This window comes from Clostridioides sp. ES-S-0123-01 (assembly GCF_020658415.1).
Taxonomy (GTDB): Bacteria; Bacillota; Clostridia; order Peptostreptococcales; family Peptostreptococcaceae; genus Clostridioides.
The window spans coordinates 46,384-70,376 of sequence record NZ_JACVWD010000007.1; the positions used below are offsets into that span (position 1 = coordinate 46,384).

At 27.7% G+C, this 23,993-nt stretch carries 26 protein-coding genes; 4 read left to right on the forward strand and 22 right to left on the reverse strand.

Annotated features, from left to right (window positions below; all coding sequences use genetic code 11):
- Positions 1-154: 154 nt before the first annotated feature.
- From IC175_RS16080 to IC175_RS16105, 6 genes are all read right to left on the reverse strand, one after another.
- Positions 155-2,536 carry a homocysteine S-methyltransferase family protein gene (locus IC175_RS16080; RefSeq protein ID WP_227436415.1) on the reverse strand — a complete coding sequence of 794 codons (2,382 nt, stop codon included), beginning with the start codon at positions 2,534-2,536 and terminating at the stop codon, positions 155-157.
- Positions 2,508-3,233 (reverse strand): vitamin B12 dependent-methionine synthase activation domain-containing protein, encoded by a 726-nt coding sequence (locus IC175_RS16085; RefSeq protein WP_227436417.1) that lies wholly within the window; start codon positions 3,231-3,233, stop codon positions 2,508-2,510. The genes IC175_RS16080 and IC175_RS16085 overlap by 29 nt, the downstream gene beginning before the upstream one ends.
- Complete coding sequence (locus tag IC175_RS16090) at positions 3,223-3,678, reverse strand: S-ribosylhomocysteine lyase (protein WP_227436419.1); 456 nt, start codon at positions 3,676-3,678, stop codon at positions 3,223-3,225. The genes IC175_RS16085 and IC175_RS16090 overlap by 11 nt, the downstream gene beginning before the upstream one ends.
- A gap of 280 nt (positions 3,679-3,958) precedes the next feature.
- Positions 3,959-5,143 (reverse strand): ATP-binding protein, encoded by a 1,185-nt coding sequence (locus IC175_RS16095; RefSeq protein ID WP_227436421.1) that lies wholly within the window; start codon positions 5,141-5,143, stop codon positions 3,959-3,961.
- On the reverse strand, positions 5,133-5,825 hold the full coding sequence (locus IC175_RS16100; protein ID WP_227436423.1) for a response regulator transcription factor: 693 nt from the start codon (positions 5,823-5,825) through the stop codon (positions 5,133-5,135). The genes IC175_RS16095 and IC175_RS16100 overlap by 11 nt, the downstream gene beginning before the upstream one ends.
- Positions 5,826-5,956: 131 nt before the next feature.
- Positions 5,957-6,673 carry a M15 family metallopeptidase gene (locus IC175_RS16105; RefSeq protein WP_227834997.1) on the reverse strand — a complete coding sequence of 239 codons (717 nt, stop codon included), beginning with the start codon at positions 6,671-6,673 and terminating at the stop codon, positions 5,957-5,959.
- Between the two features lie 124 nt (positions 6,674-6,797).
- Between IC175_RS16105 and IC175_RS16110 the strand changes: the two genes are divergently transcribed.
- Entirely contained in the window at positions 6,798-7,538 is a 741-nt protein-coding gene (locus tag IC175_RS16110; RefSeq protein WP_227483290.1) for a tRNA 2-thiocytidine biosynthesis TtcA family protein, read from the forward strand.
- A 292-nt stretch (positions 7,539-7,830) separates the two neighbouring features.
- On the opposite strand, the gene IC175_RS16115 is transcribed toward IC175_RS16110, so the two are convergent.
- The 5 genes from IC175_RS16115 to IC175_RS16135 all read right to left on the reverse strand — a co-directional run bounded on the left by IC175_RS16115 (position 7,831) and on the right by IC175_RS16135 (position 12,021).
- Positions 7,831-8,682, reverse strand: coding sequence for a metallophosphoesterase (locus tag IC175_RS16115; protein ID WP_227834996.1), 852 nt, complete (start codon positions 8,680-8,682; stop codon positions 7,831-7,833).
- Positions 8,683-8,707: 25 nt separating this feature from the next.
- The gene (locus tag IC175_RS16120; protein ID WP_227436429.1) at positions 8,708-9,646 is read right to left on the reverse strand and encodes an SDR family oxidoreductase; all 939 of its coding nucleotides are present in this window, start codon (positions 9,644-9,646) and stop codon (positions 8,708-8,710) included.
- A 102-nt stretch (positions 9,647-9,748) separates the two neighbouring features.
- A complete protein-coding gene (locus IC175_RS16125) occupies positions 9,749-10,399 on the reverse strand; it encodes an HAD family hydrolase (protein ID WP_227436430.1) in 651 nt (216 codons plus the stop codon).
- 150 nt (positions 10,400-10,549) lie between these two features.
- On the reverse strand, positions 10,550-10,738 hold the full coding sequence (locus tag IC175_RS16130) for a ferredoxin (protein ID WP_227436432.1): 189 nt from the start codon (positions 10,736-10,738) through the stop codon (positions 10,550-10,552).
- Positions 10,739-10,836: 98 nt separating this feature from the next.
- Positions 10,837-12,021, reverse strand: a complete 1,185-nt coding sequence (locus tag IC175_RS16135) for an amidohydrolase family protein (protein ID WP_227851725.1) — start codon at positions 12,019-12,021, stop codon at positions 10,837-10,839.
- A 43-nt stretch (positions 12,022-12,064) separates the two neighbouring features.
- On the opposite strand from IC175_RS16135, the gene IC175_RS19725 reads away from it, so the two are divergent.
- Complete coding sequence (locus tag IC175_RS19725; protein ID WP_227436595.1) at positions 12,065-12,172, forward strand: hypothetical protein; 108 nt, start codon at positions 12,065-12,067, stop codon at positions 12,170-12,172.
- Here the strand turns inward: IC175_RS19725 and IC175_RS16145 are convergent.
- From IC175_RS16145 to IC175_RS16165, 5 genes are all read right to left on the reverse strand, one after another.
- A complete protein-coding gene (locus tag IC175_RS16145; RefSeq protein WP_227436436.1) occupies positions 12,164-13,081 on the reverse strand; it encodes a SufB/SufD family protein in 918 nt (305 codons plus the stop codon). The two genes, IC175_RS19725 and IC175_RS16145, sit on opposite strands and share 9 nt — an antisense overlap.
- 21 nt (positions 13,082-13,102) lie before the next feature.
- Positions 13,103-13,831 (reverse strand): ABC transporter ATP-binding protein, encoded by a 729-nt coding sequence (locus IC175_RS16150; protein WP_227825061.1) that lies wholly within the window; start codon positions 13,829-13,831, stop codon positions 13,103-13,105.
- A 194-nt stretch (positions 13,832-14,025) separates the two neighbouring features.
- Positions 14,026-14,226 carry a hypothetical protein gene (locus tag IC175_RS16155; protein WP_003420681.1) on the reverse strand — a complete coding sequence of 67 codons (201 nt, stop codon included), beginning with the start codon at positions 14,224-14,226 and terminating at the stop codon, positions 14,026-14,028.
- A gap of 124 nt (positions 14,227-14,350) precedes the next feature.
- Complete coding sequence (locus IC175_RS16160; protein WP_227851726.1) at positions 14,351-14,731, reverse strand: VOC family protein; 381 nt, start codon at positions 14,729-14,731, stop codon at positions 14,351-14,353.
- Positions 14,732-15,003: 272 nt separating this feature from the next.
- Positions 15,004-16,362 carry an MATE family efflux transporter gene (locus IC175_RS16165; protein WP_227436441.1) on the reverse strand — a complete coding sequence of 453 codons (1,359 nt, stop codon included), beginning with the start codon at positions 16,360-16,362 and terminating at the stop codon, positions 15,004-15,006.
- 511 nt (positions 16,363-16,873) lie between these two features.
- Here IC175_RS16165 and IC175_RS16170 point away from each other — a divergent pair.
- Positions 16,874-17,326: a staygreen family protein gene (locus IC175_RS16170; protein ID WP_227436443.1), complete on the forward strand. Its 453-nt coding sequence runs from the start codon at positions 16,874-16,876 to the stop codon at positions 17,324-17,326.
- Between the two features lie 159 nt (positions 17,327-17,485).
- Here the strand turns inward: IC175_RS16170 and IC175_RS16175 are convergent, their stop codons facing one another.
- From IC175_RS16175 to IC175_RS16200, 6 genes are all read right to left on the reverse strand, one after another.
- On the reverse strand, positions 17,486-18,103 hold the full coding sequence (locus tag IC175_RS16175) for a DUF488 family protein (RefSeq protein ID WP_227483295.1): 618 nt from the start codon (positions 18,101-18,103) through the stop codon (positions 17,486-17,488).
- A 47-nt stretch (positions 18,104-18,150) separates the two neighbouring features.
- Positions 18,151-18,756 carry a hypothetical protein gene (locus IC175_RS16180; protein ID WP_227483296.1) on the reverse strand — a complete coding sequence of 202 codons (606 nt, stop codon included), beginning with the start codon at positions 18,754-18,756 and terminating at the stop codon, positions 18,151-18,153.
- A 284-nt stretch (positions 18,757-19,040) separates the two neighbouring features.
- Positions 19,041-19,853: a MerR family transcriptional regulator gene (locus tag IC175_RS16185; RefSeq protein WP_227851727.1), complete on the reverse strand. Its 813-nt coding sequence runs from the start codon at positions 19,851-19,853 to the stop codon at positions 19,041-19,043.
- Positions 19,854-19,934: 81 nt separating this feature from the next.
- The gene (locus IC175_RS16190; protein WP_227436450.1) at positions 19,935-21,347 is read right to left on the reverse strand and encodes a potassium/proton antiporter; all 1,413 of its coding nucleotides are present in this window, start codon (positions 21,345-21,347) and stop codon (positions 19,935-19,937) included.
- Positions 21,348-21,820: 473 nt separating this feature from the next.
- Entirely contained in the window at positions 21,821-22,729 is a 909-nt protein-coding gene (locus IC175_RS16195) for a DUF2268 domain-containing protein (RefSeq protein WP_227825064.1), read from the reverse strand.
- 278 nt (positions 22,730-23,007) lie between these two features.
- Positions 23,008-23,412 (reverse strand): pyridoxamine 5'-phosphate oxidase family protein, encoded by a 405-nt coding sequence (locus IC175_RS16200; protein ID WP_227436455.1) that lies wholly within the window; start codon positions 23,410-23,412, stop codon positions 23,008-23,010.
- Positions 23,413-23,644: 232 nt separating this feature from the next.
- Between IC175_RS16200 and IC175_RS16205 the strand changes: the two genes are divergently transcribed.
- Positions 23,645-23,971 carry a winged helix-turn-helix transcriptional regulator gene (locus tag IC175_RS16205; RefSeq protein ID WP_227436457.1) on the forward strand — a complete coding sequence of 109 codons (327 nt, stop codon included), beginning with the start codon at positions 23,645-23,647 and terminating at the stop codon, positions 23,969-23,971.
- Positions 23,972-23,993: the final 22 nt, after the last annotated feature.

The window sequence follows — 23,993 nt, forward strand, 5'->3', positions numbered from 1 at the left end:
CCCTTTTTAATGTTGATGATAAATATTTTTTTATATTAATTAATCTCATTATTATAGATTAATTCCTATTATTTTGGACATAAGTTTCTAAAACTTATATTTATATTATATATAAAATATCCTATTTAGTAAAACCTTTATTTCGATTTACATGCTAAAAATTTAGCTTTGCTATCTCAACAGCAGATTTTGCATCCTTTGAATAATAGTCAGCTCCCATTTCCTCAGCATATTCTTCTGTCAAAACAGCACCACCTACAAATACTTTTGCATTTATTTCATTATCTCTTAATGCTTGAATTGTATCTTTCATACTTTGAACAGTTGTAGTCATAAGTGCACTTAACCCTACTAACTTTATATCTCTTTTTTTAGCAACCTCTACTACTTCCTCAATTGGAACATCTTTTCCTAAGTCTATAACTTCATATCCATAATTCTCTAGCATTATTTTTACTATATTTTTTCCAATATCATGAATATCTCCTTTTACTGTAGCAACTATTATTTTTCCTTTAGATACATTATCACTACTTCTACTTATTAAGGTTTCTTTTATTGTATTTAGTGCAGTTTTCACTGTTTCTGCTGATTGAATAAGTTGTGGTAAAAAGATGTCTCCACTATCATATTTCTTTCCTACTCTATCAAGAGCTGGAATTAAAATTTTATCTAATATATAATTTTCATCCTTCTCTTTTAAAAGATTCAACGTTTCATTTTTGGCTTCTTCTTTTAATCCCCTTTCAACTAAAACATCTAGTGATAAGTCTTTATTAGCTTTAATAGTGGAATCAGACTGTTTTGAATTATTCATATTACTATATTGATTTATATAATCTACGCAGCCTTTATCTGTATTATTTAAGATTCTAAAAGAATTAATAGCCTCCATCATACTATATTCGTTTGGATTTATAATTGCTAAGTCAAGCCCTGCTCCTAAAGCTAACGTTAAAAAAGAAGCATTAAGTGCTTTTCTATTTGGAAGTCCAAATGAAATATTTGAAACACCTAGTATAGTTTTTACCCCTAATGTCTTAACCATTGTTATGGCTCTTATAGTTTCTATTGCTTCCTCTTGTTGTGCTGAAACAGTTAGTGATAAACAATCTATAAATATATCTTTTGGTTTTATTCCATAAGAAACTGCTCTATCAACTATTTTTTTTGCTATTTCAAATCTTTCCTCAGCTCTTTTAGGTATACCTTTTTCATCTAATGCAAGACCAACCACACATGCACCATACTTTTTAACTATTGGTAATATGCTTTCTAAGGACTCTTCTTTGCCGTTTACAGAGTTTACAATTGTTCTACCATTATAATATCTAAGACCTTGTTCTAAAGCCTCTACATTGGAAGAATCGACTTGTAATGGTGTATCTACTACTGCTTGAATCTCTTTTATCAACTTTGGCATTAATTTCTTTTCATTTATTTCTGGCAAACCAACATTCACGCCTAATATTTGTGCACCAGCACTTACTTGTTCCAACCCCAAATTTATTGCATAATCTAAATTTTCATTTTTTAAAGCTTCTTGTAAAGATTTTCTACCAGTTGGATTTAATCTTTCTCCGACAACTGTAGGTGATTCTACTTCCACAAATTTTGAGGGCGAACAAACTACACATTTATCAATCTTTTCGGTACTTCCCTTTTTAACAGAACTTATATTTTCAGATATTTCTTTTATAAAGCTTGGATTTGTGCCACAACACCCGCCTATTATAGTTGCTCCAGCTTCAACAAATTTTTTGACTCCCTCAAAAAATTCCTTTGCATCAACATCATAGATAGCTTCTCCATCAACTATATTTGGTAAACCTGCATTTGCTTGAACCATTACAGGTATTGAAGCTCTTGACACAATTTTTTTGACTATTGGCAAAAGCTGTTTAGGACCTAATGAACAGTTTACTCCTATTGCATCAACTCCCAGACCTTCTATTGTGGCAACCATACTTTCTGGCATACATCCAGTAAAACTTCTCCCACTCTCATCAAATGTCATAGTACAGAAAACAGGTAAGTCAGAATTCTCTTTAGCCGCTAAAACGGCTGCTTTAGCTTCATATAAATCCATCATAGTCTCTATTACTATTACATCAGCTCCAGATTTAACTCCCTGTAATACTTGTCTTTTAAATATCTCATATGCTCTGTCAAAGCTTAAAGTTCCCATAGGCTCTAACATTTCTCCTATAGGACCAATATCTAGTGCTACATATCTAGGTTTAGTGTTATCTACATTTTCTATAGCTTTTCTAGCCACTAAAATAGCATTGTCGATAACTTTTTCTACTGTATATTCACTATCTAATTTTAATTCATTACACCCAAAAGTATTTGTAAGAATTACATTTGATCCTGCTTCTAAATATGATGTATGTATCTCTATAAGTTTTTCTGGATTTTGAAGACCAAATACTTCTGGATTTTCACCTATTTTTAACCCCTTTTGTTGAAGCATTGTTCCCATTGCACCATCAAATATTAATATATTATCCTTTAGATATTGTCTTATTTCCACAAGAATTCGCTCCTTTTCTATATGTACAATTTCTGTAGTTTTTACAATTTTCACACGATTTTTCTTTCTTTGATTTATCTATTTTCAAATTAGAAATGCCTATAATAGCTACTACTGATTTTCTTGGTATCATAATCCCATTTGATGTAATTGTGAGTCCTATTTGTTTTTGAGCATTTAAAACATTTAATATATCTATATTTTTCTCTATTGGTAAGTCCCCATATCCTGGGCTATATCGCATAGTTATAAATTTGTTTTGTTTTAAAAAAACCTTTTCTATATCATTTTGAACAATATCGCATACTTCTTCTATTGCTGTTGTTCCACATGAATCAATTATTAGTCCTCTTGTTAAGTCTGAGTAAGAGTATCTTTTTATTTCCTTTTCTACCTCTATTCCCAAAGTAGCTGCCATAATTACACATTCATCACAGTCTTTTAGAAGTTCATATATATCCTTACTTTTTAAGGTTAAATTTGTTCCCTCTAGTTCTACAATCTTATCTTTATTTATTTTGATAGGATAAATCCTAGATATATATCTAGGATTTATCTTGTTTTTGGCTATTTCTATACATTCATCAATAGTTTCTTTAAGTTCTTTATCTATTTCTTGTCCTTTATATTGTAAATACCTTAGAACCTCACTTTGATTTATGCTTATACGTTCTCTTTCAATTACATTATTCTCCATATATATTAAGAGAAAATCCTTTATCTAAAACATCTTTTGCATATTCTTTTGCTCCAAATAAAGATAAGTCTCTATAATTTCCACATTCTAAAGCTGTAGCAGCTGGCATTTTATCAGATTCAATTACTTTCTTTAATGCCTTTTCTAAGCCATCTTTAACTGTTTTAGCATCTATATCTCCCCATAATATTAAATAAAATCCTGTTCTGCACCCCATTGGAGATAAATCTATCACTCCATCTAATGTCTCTCTTAAATAAGTTGCTAATAAATGTTCTAAACCATGCATAGCAGCAGTTCCAAAGCTTTCTACATTTGGTTGTAAAAATCTCAAGTCAAATTTAGTTATTTTATCTCCTTTAACTCCATCAAGTACACTACACTTTCTCACAAAAGGAGCTTTAACTTTTGTATGATCTAATTTAAAACTTTCTACTTTTTCCATTTTTGAATCCTCCATCATCACTTAAAAATTTATTACTTTAAATCTATAAAAAAACTCCCCCTATCCACTATTGATAAGAAGAGTATATTATTTCCAATCATCTCATCGTTGTTAGCAGGACCACCTAATAAAAGGTTGGTATAGGATCGCTGAGCTAACTCTCTCCCCTAATTCTTGATAAGTATCTTATTAAACTGACTTAAATTATATATTACTTTTTTATTTTTGTAAACACTTTATGCTATAAATATTTGTGTATCTAAATCATACTTTTATCTTATTACACAGTTTCTTGTATTATTGGTAGTTGTACCTCAAATACAGTTTGATGTATATTACTTGAAACAGTAATTTCCCCACCATGTAAATTCACAATATTTTTTGTAATTGCAAGACCTAATCCAGAACCTCCATCATTGCTATTTCTTGATTTTTCAACTCTATAGAATCTATCAAATATATTTGGTAAATCTAATACTGGAATGGGTTCTCCATAATTTATAACTTTTGCAATAGCCATATTTCCTTTTTTTGCTGTTACTATATCCACATAAATTCCTTCTTTTCCATATTTCATAGCATTAGTTATAAGATTTTCAAAAGCTCTCACCAATTTATTTGGGTCAGCATTTATAATTAATTTTTCTTCATTGAAATTAACTCTACTAACCATAAATTCTTTTTTAAAATAAAATCCAAGTTGAGATACTATTTGGCTTAATAGCTCTACCAAGTTTATGTCTATTTTTTTTAATCTTATTGTATTATTTTGCATTTTTGTAAGTTCAAATAAATCATTTATAAGTATATTTAAACTTTTTGATTTCTCATATGCAATATTAACATAATACATCAACTGAACTTCATCTTTATACTTACCATCTTCTATCAATCCTAGATAACCCATTATTGAGGTTAAAGGAGTTCTTAGGTCATGTGAAACATTTGTTATTAAATCTGTCTTAGTTTGTTGAGCCTGTCTTTCTTCAACAGTTATATTTCTAAGTTGATAAACTATACTATTGATTTTATTTGCAAGTTCATCAATCTCATCAATTTTTTTATCACTTAATCCATTTGACTCATACTCAATATCTATACTTTTTTCTAAATCGCCTTCCTCCATTGAGTTTACAGCATCCATGATAATTTCTAGTTTTTTATTTTTGTTATCAGTATCTTTTAGAAAATTTACAAGTTTTTTATTTCTCTTGTATGACATTAATGAATAAATTGATAATGATGCTGTCAGAAATAAAACTGAATATAATGTGCTGTCTCCTATAACAGATCTAATATTTCTTAAACTAAGCATAAAGTAATTAATTGTAGATAAAGTAGTTCTTATATATAATATCTTTATTATATATGCACTTGTTAACATAATAATTAGGGTTATAATACAGCTTATTATAAAGTCTACTATAGGACGAAACATATAATTTAATACACTCTTATTTTTCAATTTTATATCCTACCCCCCATACAGTATGAATTATTTTTTCTCCATCTGTATACTTTTCAATTTTATCTCTTATCCTACTCATATGAACCATTACAGTATTGTTAGATTGGTAGTATTGTTCTTTCCATACTTTTTCAAATATCTCTTCTGTACTATATACTCTACCTTTATTATTTGCTAGTAAATACAAGATATCAAATTCTCTCGATGTCAAAAATATATCCTTTCCAGCTACTGTTACACTATGCTTTTCCTTATCTATTAATACCACTCCAACTTCTATGACATCTTTATTTTCTTTGTTAGTACCACTAAAATAATACGCTCTTCTAAGTAATGCTTTTACTCTCACAGTAAGTTCAAGTGGATTAAATGGCTTTGTTAGATAGTCATCTGCACCTGTCATTATTCCTTGTATCTTATCCATATCCTCTGATTTGGCACTCAACATAAGTATTGGTATATTTAAACTTACTCTAACTCTTCTACAAACTTCTATCCCATCCATCTTTGGCATCATTATATCCAATACCATCAGATGAATATTTTCTTTTTCTAAAATATCTAAAGCTTCTTGTCCATCTTTAGCCTTAATTACATTATATCCATCATTTAAAAGGTATATCTCTACAAGGTCTCTTATTTCCTTTTCATCATCCACAACAAGAATTGTATCTTTCACTTTTTCACATCCTAACTTACTTTAATATAGTTTTTACTCATCTAAAATTATACTATACTTAAAGTAGTCTAGTATCAAATTTATTTATATTACATTTAGTAATATCATACAATTTATGTTATGTTGTTTTATTATTTGTTTTGCAAATATTCTTCCAAGGTTAACCCTTTTGAATAAATTTCCTCAGCAACATCCTTACCCACATATCTAATATGCCATGGCTCATATGCTGTACCTGTTATATCTTCTTTACCTTTAGGATATCTTATTATAAATCCAAATTTATGAGCATTTTCTGCCAACCATATAGCTTCTTTTGTACTTCCAACAAACCATCTCTCTGGATTTGTCAAGTCAATACACAGTCCAGATTGATGTTCACTATGTCCAGGTTTTGCTACATATGCATCAGCTTTTTCCTGACCTTGAGAATTTACTCTTCTTGTATAAGTATCTTGTTGAGTCTCATAAGACCTATATGCTGAAGACCCTAAAAACTGTATTCCTTCTTCATTAGCTTGTCTAACTAAGTCTTCTACTGCTTTTGCAGGTTCTCCTGCCATTTGTTTTTCCTCTTCAGTAGCTTCTGGAACAAATTCTATATTTACCTTAGTAATGTCTTTCGGCATATAATCTTTACTAAGTTCATTTGTCTTGTTTACCAATAATATATTATCTGCTATACTATTTGAGTGATTTTTTTTCTGAGAATCTGTTTCAACATCTTGAGATGAAGCAAATTGAGCAGCTCCAGTTGGTTCTTCATCTTTCAGAATTTTATCTTTAACTATAAACATACTTATAAATACTACTACTATAATGCCTAACATCAATTTTAATTTTTTCATGGTTGAATCGTCTCCTTCGTTATGTTTATTAACGTTAATTTTAGAGTATAAGTTTTAAGTATTTTATAAGTAAACCTTAAGTTATTCTTAAGTTTATATTTTCAAATAAAGGATGGTGCTAAAAATGTCTATGCAAAAACTTCTTAGTAAAGCTCGTAAGGCTATACAAGACTTTGATATGATACAAGAAAATGATAAAATTGCAGTTGGCCTTTCTGGTGGAAAAGATAGTTTGACATTACTTCATATACTTAAAAATTATCAAAGATTTTCTCCACAAAAGTTTGAATTAATAGCTGTAACTCTAAATACTGGTGGAATTGATAACTCACCATTAAACAAATTATGTGAGGAAATAAATGTACCTTTTTATGAATTTCAAACTAATATAAAAGAAATTGTATTTGATATAAGAAAAGAAAAAAATCCTTGTGCACTATGTGCTAATTTAAGAAGAGGTGCTTTAAATGACAACGCAAAGAAACTTGGGTGCAACAAAGTAGCTCTTGGACACCATAAGGATGATGCTATTGAGACATTTTTAATGTCTATGTTTTATGAAGGAAGAGTTAATTGTTTTTCGCCAAAAACATACTTAGATAGACAAGATTTAACTGTTATAAGACCAATGATTTACATAGAAGAATATATGACTAAGAAGATTTCAAAGGAGTGTAACTATCCTATCATAGCAAACCCATGTCCTGCAAATGGCCATACTAGGAGAGAATACATAAAAAACCTTATTGCGAATTTAAATAAAGAAATGCCAGATTTTAAAAGAAATGTATTTGGAGCTTTAAATAATTCAGAAAAACTTTTTATATGGGATAAGGAAAATATAAAAAATATTTATTTAAAGTAATTTAAATATAACATTAAATCATTTTCATACATTGTATAAAAATTAATATCTTTATATAAAGAAACACAAGATTGTATTAATTATAAATACTCTCTATTTATAATTGATACAATCTTGCTATATTATAATCTTTTATATTTTTATTATTTTTTATATCTATATTTTAATAGTTATTAATATTATTATCAATTCTAATAAATGTATTAACTATAACTTAAACTTTTTATATTCTTAACTCAATTTATTCTTAAAATTTCTATCCCTCTATATTTCATAAAAACAATATTTTATACTAGATTAGAATATTAAATTCGACTATCTCTGGTACATTAAAAAATCTAAATGGCAACTTTGTACTTCCAAGACCAGAACTCACATATAGATGATTTCCCTTTATATCATAAAATCCTTTAGTGTATTTCCTTCCATATGGAGGAGTAACTAAAGCACCCTTGAAAGGCAACCTTATTTGACCACCATGACTATGTCCAGATAAAACTAAATTCATTGTATCTTTATTGAGCATATCTACCAAATCTGGTTCATGTGCTAATAATAAATTAAAACTATTATAATCAGTTTTGCTTTCCAAATCTCGTATATTTGGATTACCATTTAATATCTCATCAGCTCCAAGTATATTAATATACTTATTGTCTTCAAGTCTTATTTTCTTATTTTCATTAACTAAAAGATGAAAGTTAGAGTTTTTCATAATTTGTCTATAATACCTAGGAAGTTTATACATATAATCATGATTACCAAATACTGAAAACTTTCCTAACCTTGCATTCATACTAGATAAAATCTTTGTAATTTCATCTATATCTGGATTTTTATTAGAATAATCAATTAAATCTCCAGTAAATACTAATATATCTGGATTTAAGGCATTCACCTTATTAGCTACTTTTTTAAGTTTATTAGTCGAATAAAAACTGCCTATTTGAGTATCTGAAATCTGAACTACTTTTATAATCTCATTCTCATTTTTTACTATATCTTCTTTAATCATGTTTCCATCTTCATTTATATTATATTTTTTCACAATTAATAGACTCGGTTCTATTGCAACTGAGTATATAAAAATTAAAACAAATATCAATATAAAAAATTTTAAAAAACGCTTTATCTTTAATTTCAAAGTATCTACCTACTTATTTATTATCTTAAACTATTTGCATTACAGACTCAACTTTATCCATTTTTCTATCATGTAATTTTGGTTTATTGGCTAAGAACCATTTATATGTTGTTGTAAGGCCTTCTTTTAATAAAACATTTGGTATATAAAGACCATGTTCAATAAGCTTATTTATATCTAGATTAAAGTCTATATTTCTAAACGGGAAGTAAGTTCTCTCTCTAAACTCAACTTTTTCCATGTCTACATATTTTATAATAGGTTCCTTCCCAATAACTTCTCCACATGTATATATAAGTTCATCCCAAGATATTAACTGTGGATTTGTTACATTATACGCTTCTCTCACATGAGAATTTTTCATTACACTTTCCAACACTTTTACTAAATCCCCAATATATATAAATTGATTGCTTACTTGTTTTCCTTTAGGTACTGGTATTTTTTCGTTTTTTTCTATTTTTTCAAAGAAATAGTATTCTCTATACAAATTATTATTTTCACCATATATATAAGTTGGCCTAATAATTATATATGGTATAGAACTATTTATAACAAAATCTTCTGTTTCTTTTTTGTTAAGTCCATATTTACCCCAGTTTTCATTTTCACCTTTTTCATTATCTTCTTTTACATTTCTTCCACTATCTTTGTATACGGCTCCTGCTGACAATACTATGTATTTTTTTAAGCTATCTAAGTTCACAAAATCAATAAGATTACCAACATCCTCTTTTGTATATGCTGTCATATCATATATGTAATCGTACTGTCTTCCATTGATAATGTTTTCCATATCTTTGCGTACTTTTCTATCGCAAATTAAGTGCTCTCTAAATCCTTTATAATCTATTTCCTTTTTACCATTCGTAAGTATATCTATTTGATACCCACATTTAATTAAACGCTTAGCAAGTGCAGAACCTATGAAGTCGCTTCCACCCATGATTAAAATAGATTTCATTTCAAGTGCATCCTCCTCTTTTTTAAATGGCTTCCTTAATTATAATATCATATTTTTAAATATGCTACACCATTTTGTATTGTTTTTGTCTATAAAAGATATTTATAGCAAAATATCTTTTATAGATTTAACACTTTCGACAATATAGGTAGGATTGCTCTTACTAATTTCATCAAAAGAACCATATCCATACAATACCCCTATAGAATCTACACCTATTTTATTAGCTCCAATTATATCGTATTTTCTATCACCAATCATAATGACCTTATCTTTATCTGTTACACCACACAAATCTAACACATATTCTATAACTTCATTTTTATTTACTCTTGTACCATCAAGGTTACTACCTGCGATATATTTAAAATAACTATCTATACCAAAATATTTAAGTATGGTTTCTGCAAAAACTGTTGGTTTAGAAGTAGCTAATAATAATGTTTTCCCATTCTCATAAAGTATTTTTAAAGTCTCCTTTATGTCTTTATAGATTTTATTTTCAAATATTCCTCTGTCAGAAAAGTATTCTCTATATTTTTCAACAGCTTCTGTTGCCTTTTCATCTTCAAATTTATAATAGTCTTTGAAAGTAGAATGTAGGGGTGGCCCTATAAATTGTTCTAAGTTATCCAATTCTTCTTCTATACCAAAACTATTTAAAGAATATTGAATAGACTTTGTTATTCCTTCTTTAGGGTCTGTAAGTGTTCCATCTAGGTCAAACAGCACTATTTCATAATTTTTCTTCATATATAAGTCCTCCACTTTTTATAAAAATAATATATTATCTTTTGAGTTTATATATTTTAAAAAGCTATAGTAATAGAATCTTAATCTAATACTATAGCTTAAATAATAATCAAATCTTATATGTTGTCTTGAAACTAAATCTAAACAGTCTTATTTAACTGTTATAGCTGAAACTGGACATCCTTCTTCTGCTTCTTTACATAAATCTTGTAATTCTGCTGGTATTTCTCCTTCAATTGCAACTGAATGTCCTTCATCACTCATACTAAAAACGTCTGGACATGTTCCTATACACGCTCCACAAGCTACACATACATCTTTATCAACAAATGCTTTCATACTAAAATACCTCCCCTAAAATTATAATTATTGTTCCATTACATATTTATCCAATATATACTAATTTAAACATATTTTTCCTTTTTTTTCAATATAACTTAATTTATTACAGTGCCATCATACGAATGTCTATAAACTTCACTACTTTTCATCCATGATTTTATAGTATATTGTAAGTTCAATTTTTTATTTAGCATTAGTTCATTATTATTATAATCTGTTATAATTTCTTCACTATCATCTATTGTAAATATTGTAAAATCACCTTCTCCACCAATTTTTATCCTACCTTGACTTCCTTGCAAATTAAAAACTTTTGTTGGATATTCAGTTATTTTTTCTATACATTTTTCTAGAGGTATACCAAGTTCCATGATTTTATTTACAACATTTAAAAGAGAATAATGTATATCTTTCATATTTTTTATATGCATATCTGTACTTATTAAATCTGGCTCTAATCCTTGATTTACTGCTTTTTTAAAGACTTCAAAATCAAACTGCTCTAATCCATGGCATACATCAAATAATACACCTTTATCTTTTGCATTTAATACAGATTCTCTCAAACTGCCAGATTCATTAAATATTCCATTTGTGCTATTTCCATATACAGGCGTAACTACATCTCCCTTTCCCAAAATATTCATTACTTCATCTATATATGATGGATACTCCCCTATATATACCACTAATGGTAAATTTAATTTTTCTGCAATTTGCTTTGACTTCTTAATTATATCTATACCATCTGTACTAGATTGAAATTTACTTGCTTTTACTTTTATACCTTTTATCTTTTCCATGTTTTTTTCTACAATAGACTCAATGTTATCAAAATTTATAACATCTAAAGATGTTGATTCATTCAATATATTTAATCCCTCATTAGTTACATTTAAAAATGAATACACTTCAGTCTTACATTCATCCATATATTTTTTCTTAAAATCGTAGTAATTTACAGGACCTGCTGTACCTGCATCAAATATAACTGTTGAACCTTTTTCAATTCCAATTGAATCAGAATCCATACCTGTAGGTAATTTTCTCTTATAACAATGGGTATGAACATCTATAAATCCAGGAGAAATATACATGTTGTTAGCATTTATTATCTCAAACTCTTTGTTTATGAGTATTTTTTCTTTTCTTATCATTTCTTTAAGATTTAATCCAATATCACATATCTTTCCATGTAAAACCAAGATATCTCTTTTCTCAAATTTGATACCATCTTTTGGAGATATTATTGTGCCATTTCTTATAAGTAAGTTTTTCATTTATTCCACATCCTAATTACAGTATAATTTCTCTAATAGTTTTATCTTACATAAAGAAAATAAGTCTAAAAATAAAAAAATTTTAGACTTATTCATTATATTATACTATATTAATTATATTAAATTAAATAAAAACTTGGACTTACTTTAAAAAACAATTTAATATTTGTTGTTCTGCTTCTTCTTCTGTAAGTCCTAATGTCATCATCTTTAAAATTTGGTCTCCTGCAATCTTTCCAATTGCTGCTTCATGTACTAAAAGAGCATCTGGATGGTTTGCAGCAATTTCAGGTATAGCACTAATTTGAGAATTTCCCATAATTATTGAGTCACATTGAACATGTGCAGAGCAAAGAGAATCCCCAATAACACAAGGATTAAATTTTTGTTTAGAGTTGTCTTGACCAACTGTACGAGAAATTACTTGAGCAGAAGAATTTTCACCTTCCAATATAACCTTCATATTAGATTCTGCAACTTGATTTCCATGAGTTAACAACTTTTCAAATACAACTATCTTTGCTCCTTTACCTAAAGTGGCATCCATTTCTCTTTTAGTTGAATCAACGCCTTTAATCTGAATTGTTTCCATTTCACAATATGAATCTTCACCCATATTAACAATCGTAACTGGATTTAAAATTCTTTTTCCTTCTCCATCACCTTCGCCATAATGTTTTTCCACATATTTTAGACGAGCTCCTTTATGTAAGAAGAATCTATGTATTCCATTGTGTTCACTGTCATCATTACCACAATTATGTATACCACAACCAGCAATTATAACAACATCTGCATTTTCTCCAATTTCAAAATCATTATAAACCATGTCTTGTACACCAGCTTCTGTTACTATTACTGGTATATGAACATTTTCTCCTTTAGTGTTTGGTTTTACTATAATATCAATTCCAGGTTTATCAGTCTTTGGAGCTATAGTTACATTTTCAGTTGAATGTCTTTCTATACCTTGTCCATTTTTACGTATATTGTATGCTCCTAATGGAGTTCCACGAAGTTCAGCAACTTTTTCTAAAAGATTTAAGTCTATTTTGTTCATTTAATTTGCCTTCCTTTCTAATTAATTCATATCTTTCATTAATTCACAGTTTGAATTAACTTGGCACATGATTTCAGGTAATATAGCATCTTTTGTTCCATGGCTTTTTACTGAACCATCTTGTAAAACAATTATTTCATCAGCTAACTCTAGTATTCTTTCTTGGTGAGAAATTATGATTATAGTTTGGTCAGATTCCCCATGAATTTTCTTAAAACTTTCATTAAGCTTTCCAAAACTCCAAAGGTCTATACCTGCTTCAGGTTCATCAAATATAGAAACCTTTAAATCTCTAGCAAAAAGAGTTGCTATCTCGATTCTTTTCATTTCCCCTCCAGAAAGAGAGTTATCAACTTCACGATTTAAATAGTCTTTTGAGCACAATCCAACATCTGTAAGATATTGACAACACACATCAGTAGACAATGGTTTTCCATGAGCAAGAGTAAGCAGGTTTTCAACTGTCATACCTTTTATTCTTGGTGGTTGTTGAAATGCATATCCTATTCCTTTTTTTGCTCTTTCTGTGATGCTAAGATTAGTTATATCTTCTCCATCTAAAAGTATTTGACCGCTAGTGGCTTTTTCAATTCCCATAATAAGCTTAGCAATTGTGGATTTTCCTCCACCATTTGGTCCTGTGATAACAATAAGTTTGCCTTTTTCAAATGAAAGGCTAACATCATTTATTATTCCTAGCTCCTCATTGTTAGACTCAACATTAAAGGAAAGATTTTTTATTTCAAGCATAATACCCCTCTTTTCTGTAAAATATTACATTTATATCCATTCTTTTATTATATCAGTACTTTTTATATCTCAGCAACTCTAAGGGATAAAATATATATTAAATATAAAACAAAGTTATGAAAAAATAAAAAAGATGAGTTTTCATAACTCATCTTTAAAAATCAGTATTATTTAATTATATATGTATCTAAAAATTAACCTTCTATATACTCTAATATTATTTTTTGATTATCTTTTAACATGATTTCTTCTTTTTTAGATTCAATCCCATTCTTTTTTATTTTTACTTCAGCTACAAAAGCGTCATTACCTTCAACCATTTCTAATAATTCATACGCTTTTTTACGTCCTATTTTAGTTGCTATATCTTTTAGTACTGCCATTTTCTTAAACATTTTATCACCTCTACTCAAATTTTACAATTGATTTTTAATTATATAATTATCGTTTAATACTAAATTATAATAATTATTGTATCTAATTATATCAGATATTGAGTAAATTTAACACTTTGCAAAATTATTTATCTTCTCTGACTAAGTAAGAATTTCCATCTTGGTCTTTAAAAGAAAACATTCTTCCATAAGGCATCTCCATTAATTCCCCTACTTCAACTTTATTCTTTGCTATCTGTTCATAAGTTCCATTAATATCTCTTGTACTTAAAATTATTGATGGATGAAATAAATTTACATCTTGATTTTGCTTCATCATCAGATTTTTATCATACAATACAAATGTTGTAAATTCATTTTTACTTGGTGCTACTTCCACCCATTTCATATCTGGACCCATTTCTTTTTCATAAGTTACCACAAAATTTAATTTTTCTGTCCAAAACAATTTCGCATCCTCTTGATTATTTACATAGAGAGTTATTTTTCCTATTTTATTTATCATAAAAATACCCACCTTTATTATTAAATAAATATCTAATATTTTTTATATTTAATAATATACCCATATATATTATTAAATATAGATATATATTTCTAATATTTGTCGCCAAATTATGTAATTCTCTACAGTATATAATTTATAGTGTCCATATAATTATATACTTAATTTACATATTTTAATTTTTCTATATATCATACTTATAATTATGATATTCTCTAAATAAAAAATCACTTTTAAATAGAATTTACTATCTAAAAGTGATTTTTTATTTTCTATGCAACTTTGTGTTTTAGCCACTTCGTTCCTCTTAATCTCAAACAATATAATGTTCCTCTAACAAGCCAATCTGTATACATACCTATCCAAATTCCTAGCACTCCAAATTCTAATACAACCCCTAATACGTAACCTGTAAAAATTCTAAAAATCCACATTCCTATTACGGCTGTCATCATTGTATATCTAGTATCTCCAGCACCTTTCAGCCCTGCTGATAATACAAAGGATATAGGCCATATTACCATAGCTAAACAATCACTTCGAATCAATTGTGTTGATACATCAATTACATTCGAGTTTTGAGTATACATGCTTGAAATCCATGGTGCAATTGGTATAAATATAGCACCTACTGCAAATAAGCAAACCGTTGCAAATTTAGTTAGATACAATAAAGTACTCTTAGCCCCTTTGATGTCTCCCCGTCCTATATATTGCCCCACCAAAGTAGTAGCAGACAAGGCCAATGCATTTCCAATTACATTTATAATAGATGCAATTGACATTCCTATTGCATTTGATGCAATCGCTGATGTTCCCATAGTAACTATAAATATTTGAACAATCAATTTACCTGCATTAAAAAGTAATTGTTCAACCCCTGCTGGTATACCTATATTGAATATAGATTTTTGAGTTTCAACATCAATCTTAAATGGAAATATTTTACCTATAGATATAAATTCATTCCCTTTAAACAAAGCCCTTACAATAACTATACATCCGATTATTCTGGCTATGGCAATAGACATAGCTGCTCCTGTTATGCCATAAGAAGGTGTCTGTAAATTTATTCCTAAAGTATTTAAATCAACACCATATATAAGTATATATCCTAATGTTACATTTACTATATTCATAAACATAGTCACATACATAGGTTTCTTTACATCTCCACAACCCCTTAGAATACCATTTGCTATCTGCTGTGTTGCAATAAATGGATAGGTGAATAATGTAAACTCTATGTATAGTTTTGCATTTGATTTTACCAATTCTTCTGCTGAACCATAAAACAAATTGATTACACCTGTTCTAAAAATCCACATTAATACTGTTATTGTAAATGATAATATTACACCAGATATTAATGCTTGCTTGATAGTTTCATTTACTTTTTCATTATCTCTTTTCCCTATTTGTTGAGCTACAACAACAGTAGCACCAACAGATAGCGCAGCAAATACAGATATAAATATATTGTTGATTGAATCAACCATTCCAACTGCAGATACAGCCTCTTCCCCAATATGACCTGCCATCATTGTATTAAATACCCCTAAAAGCATAACAAATGTCTGCTCTATCATTATAGGAATTGCTAATCTTATAACATTCTTCCTTATAAACATTCCTTTTCCTCTTTTCCCTCTTTATATAAATTTAATTTTTAATTAGTTTATCAAACTATGAATTGATATCATAAGGTTTAGAATTGTATTTTCAACGTTATAATATACTGTATTCAAATAATATAAATCTTGTTTAATATCATTTGAACACAGTATATCTTTATAATTATCTTATGTTTATTATTCTTTATGGATACTAGATTTAAAATATTTATGAGTTAAATTAACCAGTTAATATAGCTGGACATCAAACGCAATCACTGTATTTCGATAATATTGTACCACTATTGTACAATAATAACAATTTCATAATATTATCACATATAAGTCCTGTAATAACAATTTGACACTATTACCAACCTGTACCTATTAGTGTAGAATATCTTATTAGGCTTGTTAATTCACTTTGTATCCTAATTCTAATCATTTATAAAATCTTATAAGATATCTGTAACAAAATCACATCAATTTAAATATTGTATCTTATAGACTATTTTTAGGATGTGATACTTTGGTTAATTTGAATGCGAATAATTTAAATGTAAATATGGTTTACCCTATTTCTGCCACAGCACCTATACGTTTCAGAAGATATACTGTTTCATACTTAGAAAACATGGAAAATATTTATTTAACTATAGCAACATACTTTGATACACTTGGTTTAGGTACAGTAAGTATTGACAAAGTTTATGGTCAATGGGCTTGGTTCGTTGATGATATATATGACTTAAATCTATTTGTTTTTGTAGGAAACTATCCTTATCAAATTGCTAAAAGTAGATATGATACATTTGTTGATATTTTACCAGTGGCTATTACTTCTATTGTCAATGGAGACAGAGTGTTTTTAACTTCGAATCCTTGTTTATTAAACTCAAAAATTACAGTTAGATTTATATCTAGCCATCCTACTCTTAATAGAACAGTTGATTATGGTAATATTAGAGATTTTATTTTTTAACAGTACAACATGATGTGCTATTTAAAACAATGTAACCTTTTAGATAATGATATTAATTTAACATAAAAACCTTAGCTAGTACATCATGTTTAACTGTTACAAATTTATAATAATTTTTCTTATCAAATGGTGTTTAAGTTTTTGGGTAGTTCATATATTTTACTTACCTATTTTTTCTGTTCTATATCCTATTTCTTTATTAGCTAATCTATAGCCTTCTTGTATCATATCTTCTCTTGTTAATGCATTTCCTAATAAATTATCAATACTCAGTTGTTTTCTATCACTAAAATACTTATCTAATAATGACTCTTCTATATCTTCTTGAGATGCTAAATGTCCTTCATGCATTATATATTTTACATTGAAACCTTCTTTATTTAATATTTTTCCTAGTAAAATACTTCTATGACACCTTATAGGCTCTTGCATTGCACCTAATAAAACTATTTTATAACCCATTTGACATCCCTTTTTTAATCTTTCGATTCCTTTTAAAAATACTTCTTCCTTTATTACCTCTTCAAAATCTGCATAACCTTCTTTTGTATATACATCTTTATTAGTTCTTTTTGCCCCAAATTCCTTGCCCATGTATATATATACAAATCCAGCCTTTCTCAAGGATTCATTGAATGCCTCCCTATTATACTGAATATTATATTTAGAATATGGTGTTTCTCTAATGTCAACTACACAGTTTATATTATATTTTTTTATCATATTAATAAGCTTATCAAATGGATAATTTGAATGACCTATTGCAAATATTTCCATACAATCACCTACTATTCTTAAAATTACTATTTTATACAATTGATAATCTATCTTACATACAAGCCCTCTACATTGCAAATATACTTAACTATATCTATACTTCCATTTAACCCTATATATACATTGCTAAATAATCCATTTATTTCTAATCCTATTCCCAAATCCAACATATATATAGAGAAATAAACTCTTTCTCTTAGTGCCAACTTCATAAGAGCATCAATTATATAGTAATTATACCCTATTTCTTTAAAATCAAATAAGGTATCGCTTAATTGTTCTAGATATGTACTCTCCTTTTTACTTAGTACTCTTTTTATATGTTTTTTATTTTCACTTACAAAATATTCACTTACAATTATTATTTCTTTACTGTAACTCATTATAATTAATAGTGCTCTTAAAAACTTATTTTCCTGTATAAAATACTTATCCTTTACTTTATCTAAATCCCAAAATACATCAAGGATACTATGTGGAGATTCCTTATCCATCGTTTTAGGAAAACTATCTATTTTAAAATACCTTTCATTTAGTATTATCTTGTCAGTCCTATCTAAATCTATATATGGTAAATCTTCATTTTCATAATCAATATAAAATCCATTAAATACTTGTTTTACTTTATCAGTTAATACTTTATATTTTTCCACTTTATCACCTCAACGAAAATATACAACTTTATAAATAAAATATCAATATATTTTATTTATAAAGTTGTATATTTTCATATCCTATCATTAATTAATTAAAATTAAACAATTAATTGTATTTCTTATGTTAGACCAGTTTTTCCAAGCTTAGTTGTATAAAACTCTATTTAAAATTACATATTTTAATACATAAAAATCTAGTAAAATATATTAAATATAAAAATAAGGTCTATCTTTTTATTTAGACAGACCTTACTTAATTACTTATATATTATTTTAATTTACTATAAAATATGTTTCACAGGTATCTGGATTTCTGTTAACCATTCTTCTTCATTTTCTTTATTCCATATACCATCTATATAAGATTCCCTAAAATGCCCTATTACTTCATATTTATTATCTTGTATCCATTTAAATGCATCTGCATAATTTTTTCCTAATGTTGAATATGGTCCATTATGCAATATACAAACTGCATTTTCAACTTCGTCTATTTCTTTAAATTTTAATAAATCTGTGTCTTCTTTTAGGTCATTTATCGCCTGACACATCTCAACATCCATATCTGTTTCTCTATATTCACCATCATGATATATATTAAAACAATAGTCTGGAACCATACATGTACACCCTGATTTCATCATTTCTCCAGCCATTACATTTGGAAACAAATTGAAAAGCTCATCATAATTCTTTAATACTTTTCTCATAGAAGCAATTTTAACTTTTGGTAGAGACTTAATAATTACATTATTCATATCGACTTCTCCTTTTAAGTTTTTAAGGTAATTACGTAGTTTAATAAGCTTATATTCTTCATTCCTCATTACATCTAATATCTCTTTTTCTTTGTTTATTAAAATCCTTTCCACTTCTTCAGGCTTTTCTATTATTTCTTTTATTTCAACTAGTGATATGCCCATTTGTTTTAAGGTGATTATTTGATGCAATTTTGGCAATTGTTCTGTTGTATAGTATCTGTATTTTGTAAATTCGTCTACGTATTCTGGCTCTAACAGCCCTATATCTTCATAATACCTTAATGTCTTTGTAGTTATTTTATTTATTTTAGAAAACATTCCTATAGAAAACATCTCATCACCTGCGCATTAGATTTGATTAATTTAAGTTTAAACCTTACCCTTAGGTCAAAGTCAATATTAAATAAATTATAATTATATTAATTCTTCAATTTTGTCTCCACTTAATACTAAAATATCCCCTCTTTTTATAACAGTTGACCCTTTAGGTACTAAAACCTGCTCTTTTCGTTTTATCATAACTATTAATATCTCTTCTGGTATATTAGAATCCATTATACTCTTGTTAACCCACTTATTATCATCATCTATATTTACTTCTATAAGTTTAGAACTAATTTCACCATCATAGTCATTAAATGTTTTTAATACAGGTGTATTATCATCAACTAAGTCTAACTTCCTTGCTACAGTTGGTATCAACGTACCTTGTAGTCCTACTGAAAGTAACGCTATGAAAAATATTATATGAAATATATCATTCTCTATGACTACTCCTTGAGTAACTGCATAAATTGCAAAAACTACTGATGCAGCACCTCTAAGACCTACCCATGATATAAACAATTTTTCTCTGTTTGAAAATTTAAATTTTGCTAGAGTTATAAATGTGGCTAATGGTCTTGCAATAATTATCATAAATACAGATATGGCCATTGCTATACCAAATACACTTGGTAGTTTTGAAGGGAAGGATAACAATCCTAACATAAAGAATAACATTATTTGCATAATCCATGAAATTCCATCAAAGAAATGAACTAGACTCCTTTTATGAGGTATCTTACTATTGCCTATAATAATACCTGAAATATATACACTTAAATATCCATTTCCCCCAACATATTCACTAAGTGCATAAGAAAGTAACGCAATAGCTGTAATAAATATAGTATAAAATCCTTCTATCTCAAAATTTGAATTTCTCAAAATATAAACAGATAATTTTGCCAATATAAATCCTATTGCCAACCCAAAAGTTATTTGTTTTATTACCATTGGAATAATAAGTTCTACACCAGAATTATTCATCAATGTCAAAATAATTAATGTTAACATATATGCTATTGGGTCATTACTTCCACTTTCAACTTCTAATAATGAAGCAAGAGAACCTTTTAGGTTTAGTTTTTGAGAACGTAATACAGCAAATACAGATGCAGCATCTGTTGAAGCTGCAATTGCTCCAATTAACAAACCTTCAAATAAAGTAGTTCCTATTACCATGTAACAAAATATACCTGTAACACCTGCTGTAATTATTACACCTAATGAAGACATCAGTATAGAAGGTACTGCAACTGGTTTAGCCATATTCCAGTTTGTTCCAAATCCTCCAAAAAACATTATAAATATCAATCCAATAGAACATAATTGTTTTGTTAACTCATAGTTATCAAAATAGATTCCTACCATTCCATCAGACCCAAATAACATACCCAATAAGATAAAAATCAATAATATTGGTACTCCAAATTTATATAATACCTTACTTGAGGTTATACAAATCAATAGTACTAACCCACTTACAATCATCAATTCTGTCATAGCATCATCTCCATTTCATATAAATTTTACAGATTAAATTATATCTATAATTATACTGATTCTTTAAGTATCAATATGATATAAGTTATATTGTGCAAAGTATAATTAAAATTTAACAATCTATTAAAAGTTGATTATTATGCTCAATTTCATATATTTACTTTAATTATATTCATTTAATCTTTATAGTTTGAATTTTATTTAATTAATATTTCATTTTTCAGTCGATTATTTAGTGTATTTCATATTTTTATAGTAAGTTTACAGGTAACTATGAAATACATAATATTTAGATAAGTAATAAGAAACTAGCATGTAGTATTAGATACACTAGATATGAAATCTTCAAAATTTTATCATTGAAATATTTCTTTATATATATTATTGTATATTTTTTACAAATCATTGTCAATTTATTTTTCTCAAAAATAGAATAATTGCATAATCTTTTTTAGATTATGCAACTTATAGATTTAATCCCAAAATTCCCTTACTTCCTCTATGATTTCACTATATGGTAATAAAGTAGCCTCCACTATTGACTTGTTTGTTTTTTCTAAATAATACTTAATCATATAGTAACCACAGGCATATCCTGCACAATAAGGTAGTCCTACTGGAAAATATCCTTGCATTTTAGCTATATCATCACCATAAAGATATGATATTATATTTTGAAATCCAGTTTCTTTTAAGCCACTTTTGATTATTGGCTTTATATAGCTATTCAGTGTCTCAATGTCAGTCTTACTAACCCAAGGCCCTACCATATCATCCCCAAACATCCATGTTGCAAAGTTTTCTGCAAGACCTTCATTTATCATCATTTCTTCTAAAGTTATGTTATTACTCCAATTTATAAATTGAAATCGAATATTGTGATTACATTCATGTGCTAGTGCTGCTGGTAACCTATTAATAGTATACTCATTTGGGACTATTGATAAAAATATATATCCTGGAATTCCACCATCACCAAAATATCCATCACTTAATATTGTATAAGGGTTTTCTGGATTTGCTAATAATATTGAAAATTTATACTCCTCAGTGTTCAATTTATACCCCTCTTTTATAAAAGGCTTTATGGAACTTTCAATAGTTTCTTTACACTTGTTCCAAAGTTTGTCATTGGATAGAATATCTATGTTATTTATTTGACTTTCATTAATATCTTTTGGAGATAAAACCCCCATCATATCACTTGCCATAATTACATCATATCCACCTTCTTGTTTTGCAGTGATTGGAACATTTATACACATCCATTTAAACTCAAAAGGCTTCATCAACTCATATCTGTATATATCCTCTTTCTTATTTGCAGGTGCATTCATTATTTTTTTATATATTTTATCTGAGCGTACCTCTACAATATTCATTTTTATCATCTCCTTTAAAATAAAGTATATAGAATTACGTAGCGTCAATGTCAATATATAAACTTATACAAATAAACAAGAGAATCATTTAATTTCATATAATATGACTCTCTTATATATTTGTAATGTGATGGATTTGTATAAGATTTTTAAACATTTATTTTATTTCTTAAAATTAATTATGTTAAAACAAGGATAATATTATCATCTAACTTAAATTCTATTTTAATGTTGTTAAAATAATATTGCTAGCTCTTGATATTAATTATTTTTTTGTATTAAATACTATATTCTTTTGGTGGCTCGCCTGAAAAATCTGAGATTACAGCCTTAGCGTCCTCAAGATAAAATATTTCAAAAGTAGGATTATCTTCATTCTTATAGATTGATTTAACAAGTTCACTAGATTCAATTATTTTTTTCTTTATATCCTTATTGTCTGAGAATATGACTTTTCCACATAGTCTTATCCAAGCAAATTCAGGAGTTGATGTAGTTATTTCTACATATGGGCTTTTTTTAACTTGTTTAAATACATCTTTTTCATTACTTGTACAAAAATATAATTTTCCACATTCTTCAATCATAAATTGGAATGGGCGAACTTTTGGCTTTCCATCCGCTCCTATTGTTGCAAAATATTGAACTGGATTTTCCTTTAAAAATTTTACTACTTCATTCATTTCATCTACCCCCTAAAATAATTTGTTGTATTTTTTATTTCTTTAATAATATAATAAACTCATTAGTATCTATTGTATAGTAAGCACTTTAAAGTACTATAGTTACCTAATAGAAACTATTGGCACAGTTTATTTTTTTAATACTTATATATTTAAAAGAAATTTTTATACATATTCCCTAAAATGATATAATACTTTAAAGAAGATTATTAAAGAAAGGATGTTGTGATTTATGAAAAAAGATTTACCTGAATGTCCTGTAGAGATTACTTTACAACTCATCAGTAATCGATGGAAGGTATTAATTATACGAGAGCTATTAGATGGTACTAAAAGATTTGGTGAAATCAAAAAATCTATTGGAGATATAACTCAAAAAGTTTTAACATCAAACTTAAGGTCTATGGAAGAAAGTGACTTAGTAACTAGAAAAGTTTATCCAGAAGTTCCTCCAAAGGTAGAATATACTCTAACAGAAACTGGTTATAGTCTTGAGCCAGTTCTAAATTCAATGCATGAATGGGGAAATGATTACAGACACAAAGTTATTAACAAATAAAAATAACCGTATCTCTTCACTA

Bases quoted from the DNA above. Each gene is read 5' to 3' on its own strand.
- IC175_RS16120 (WP_227436429.1), bottom strand. From the start codon at position 9,646: ATGAAATCTATTTTAATCATGGGTGGAAGCGACTTCATAGGTTCTGCA.
- IC175_RS16135 (WP_227851725.1), bottom strand. From the start codon at position 12,021: ATGAAAAACTTACTTATAAGAAATGGCACAATAATATCTCCAAAAGAT.
- IC175_RS16175 (WP_227483295.1), bottom strand. From the start codon at position 18,103: ATGGAAATATTTGCAATAGGTCATTCAAATTATCCATTTGATAAGCTT.
- IC175_RS16090 (WP_227436419.1), bottom strand. From the start codon at position 3,678: ATGGAAAAAGTAGAAAGTTTTAAATTAGATCATACAAAAGTTAAAGCT.
- IC175_RS16195 (WP_227825064.1), bottom strand. From the start codon at position 22,729: ATGAATATTGTAGAGGTACGCTCAGATAAAATATATAAAAAAATAATG.
- IC175_RS16110 (WP_227483290.1), top strand. From the start codon at position 6,798: ATGTCTATGCAAAAACTTCTTAGTAAAGCTCGTAAGGCTATACAAGAC.
- IC175_RS16185 (WP_227851727.1), bottom strand. From the start codon at position 19,853: ATGTTTTCTATAGGAATGTTTTCTAAAATAAATAAAATAACTACAAAG.
- IC175_RS16155 (WP_003420681.1), bottom strand. From the start codon at position 14,226: ATGTTTAAGAAAATGGCAGTACTAAAAGATATAGCAACTAAAATAGGA.
- IC175_RS16085 (WP_227436417.1), bottom strand. From the start codon at position 3,233: ATGGAGAATAATGTAATTGAAAGAGAACGTATAAGCATAAATCAAAGT.
- IC175_RS16150 (WP_227825061.1), bottom strand. From the start codon at position 13,831: ATGCTTGAAATAAAAAATCTTTCCTTTAATGTTGAGTCTAACAATGAG.
- IC175_RS16165 (WP_227436441.1), bottom strand. From the start codon at position 16,362: ATGTTTATAAGGAAGAATGTTATAAGATTAGCAATTCCTATAATGATA.
- IC175_RS16130 (WP_227436432.1), bottom strand. From the start codon at position 10,738: ATGAAAGCATTTGTTGATAAAGATGTATGTGTAGCTTGTGGAGCGTGT.
- IC175_RS16205 (WP_227436457.1), top strand. From the start codon at position 23,645: ATGAAAAAAGATTTACCTGAATGTCCTGTAGAGATTACTTTACAACTC.
- IC175_RS16160 (WP_227851726.1), bottom strand. From the start codon at position 14,731: ATGATAAATAAAATAGGAAAAATAACTCTCTATGTAAATAATCAAGAG.
- IC175_RS16200 (WP_227436455.1), bottom strand. From the start codon at position 23,412: ATGAATGAAGTAGTAAAATTTTTAAAGGAAAATCCAGTTCAATATTTT.
- IC175_RS16190 (WP_227436450.1), bottom strand. From the start codon at position 21,347: ATGACAGAATTGATGATTGTAAGTGGGTTAGTACTATTGATTTGTATA.
- IC175_RS16105 (WP_227834997.1), bottom strand. From the start codon at position 6,673: ATGAAAAAATTAAAATTGATGTTAGGCATTATAGTAGTAGTATTTATA.
- IC175_RS16145 (WP_227436436.1), bottom strand. From the start codon at position 13,081: ATGAACAAAATAGACTTAAATCTTTTAGAAAAAGTTGCTGAACTTCGT.
- IC175_RS16125 (WP_227436430.1), bottom strand. From the start codon at position 10,399: ATGAAGAAAAATTATGAAATAGTGCTGTTTGACCTAGATGGAACACTT.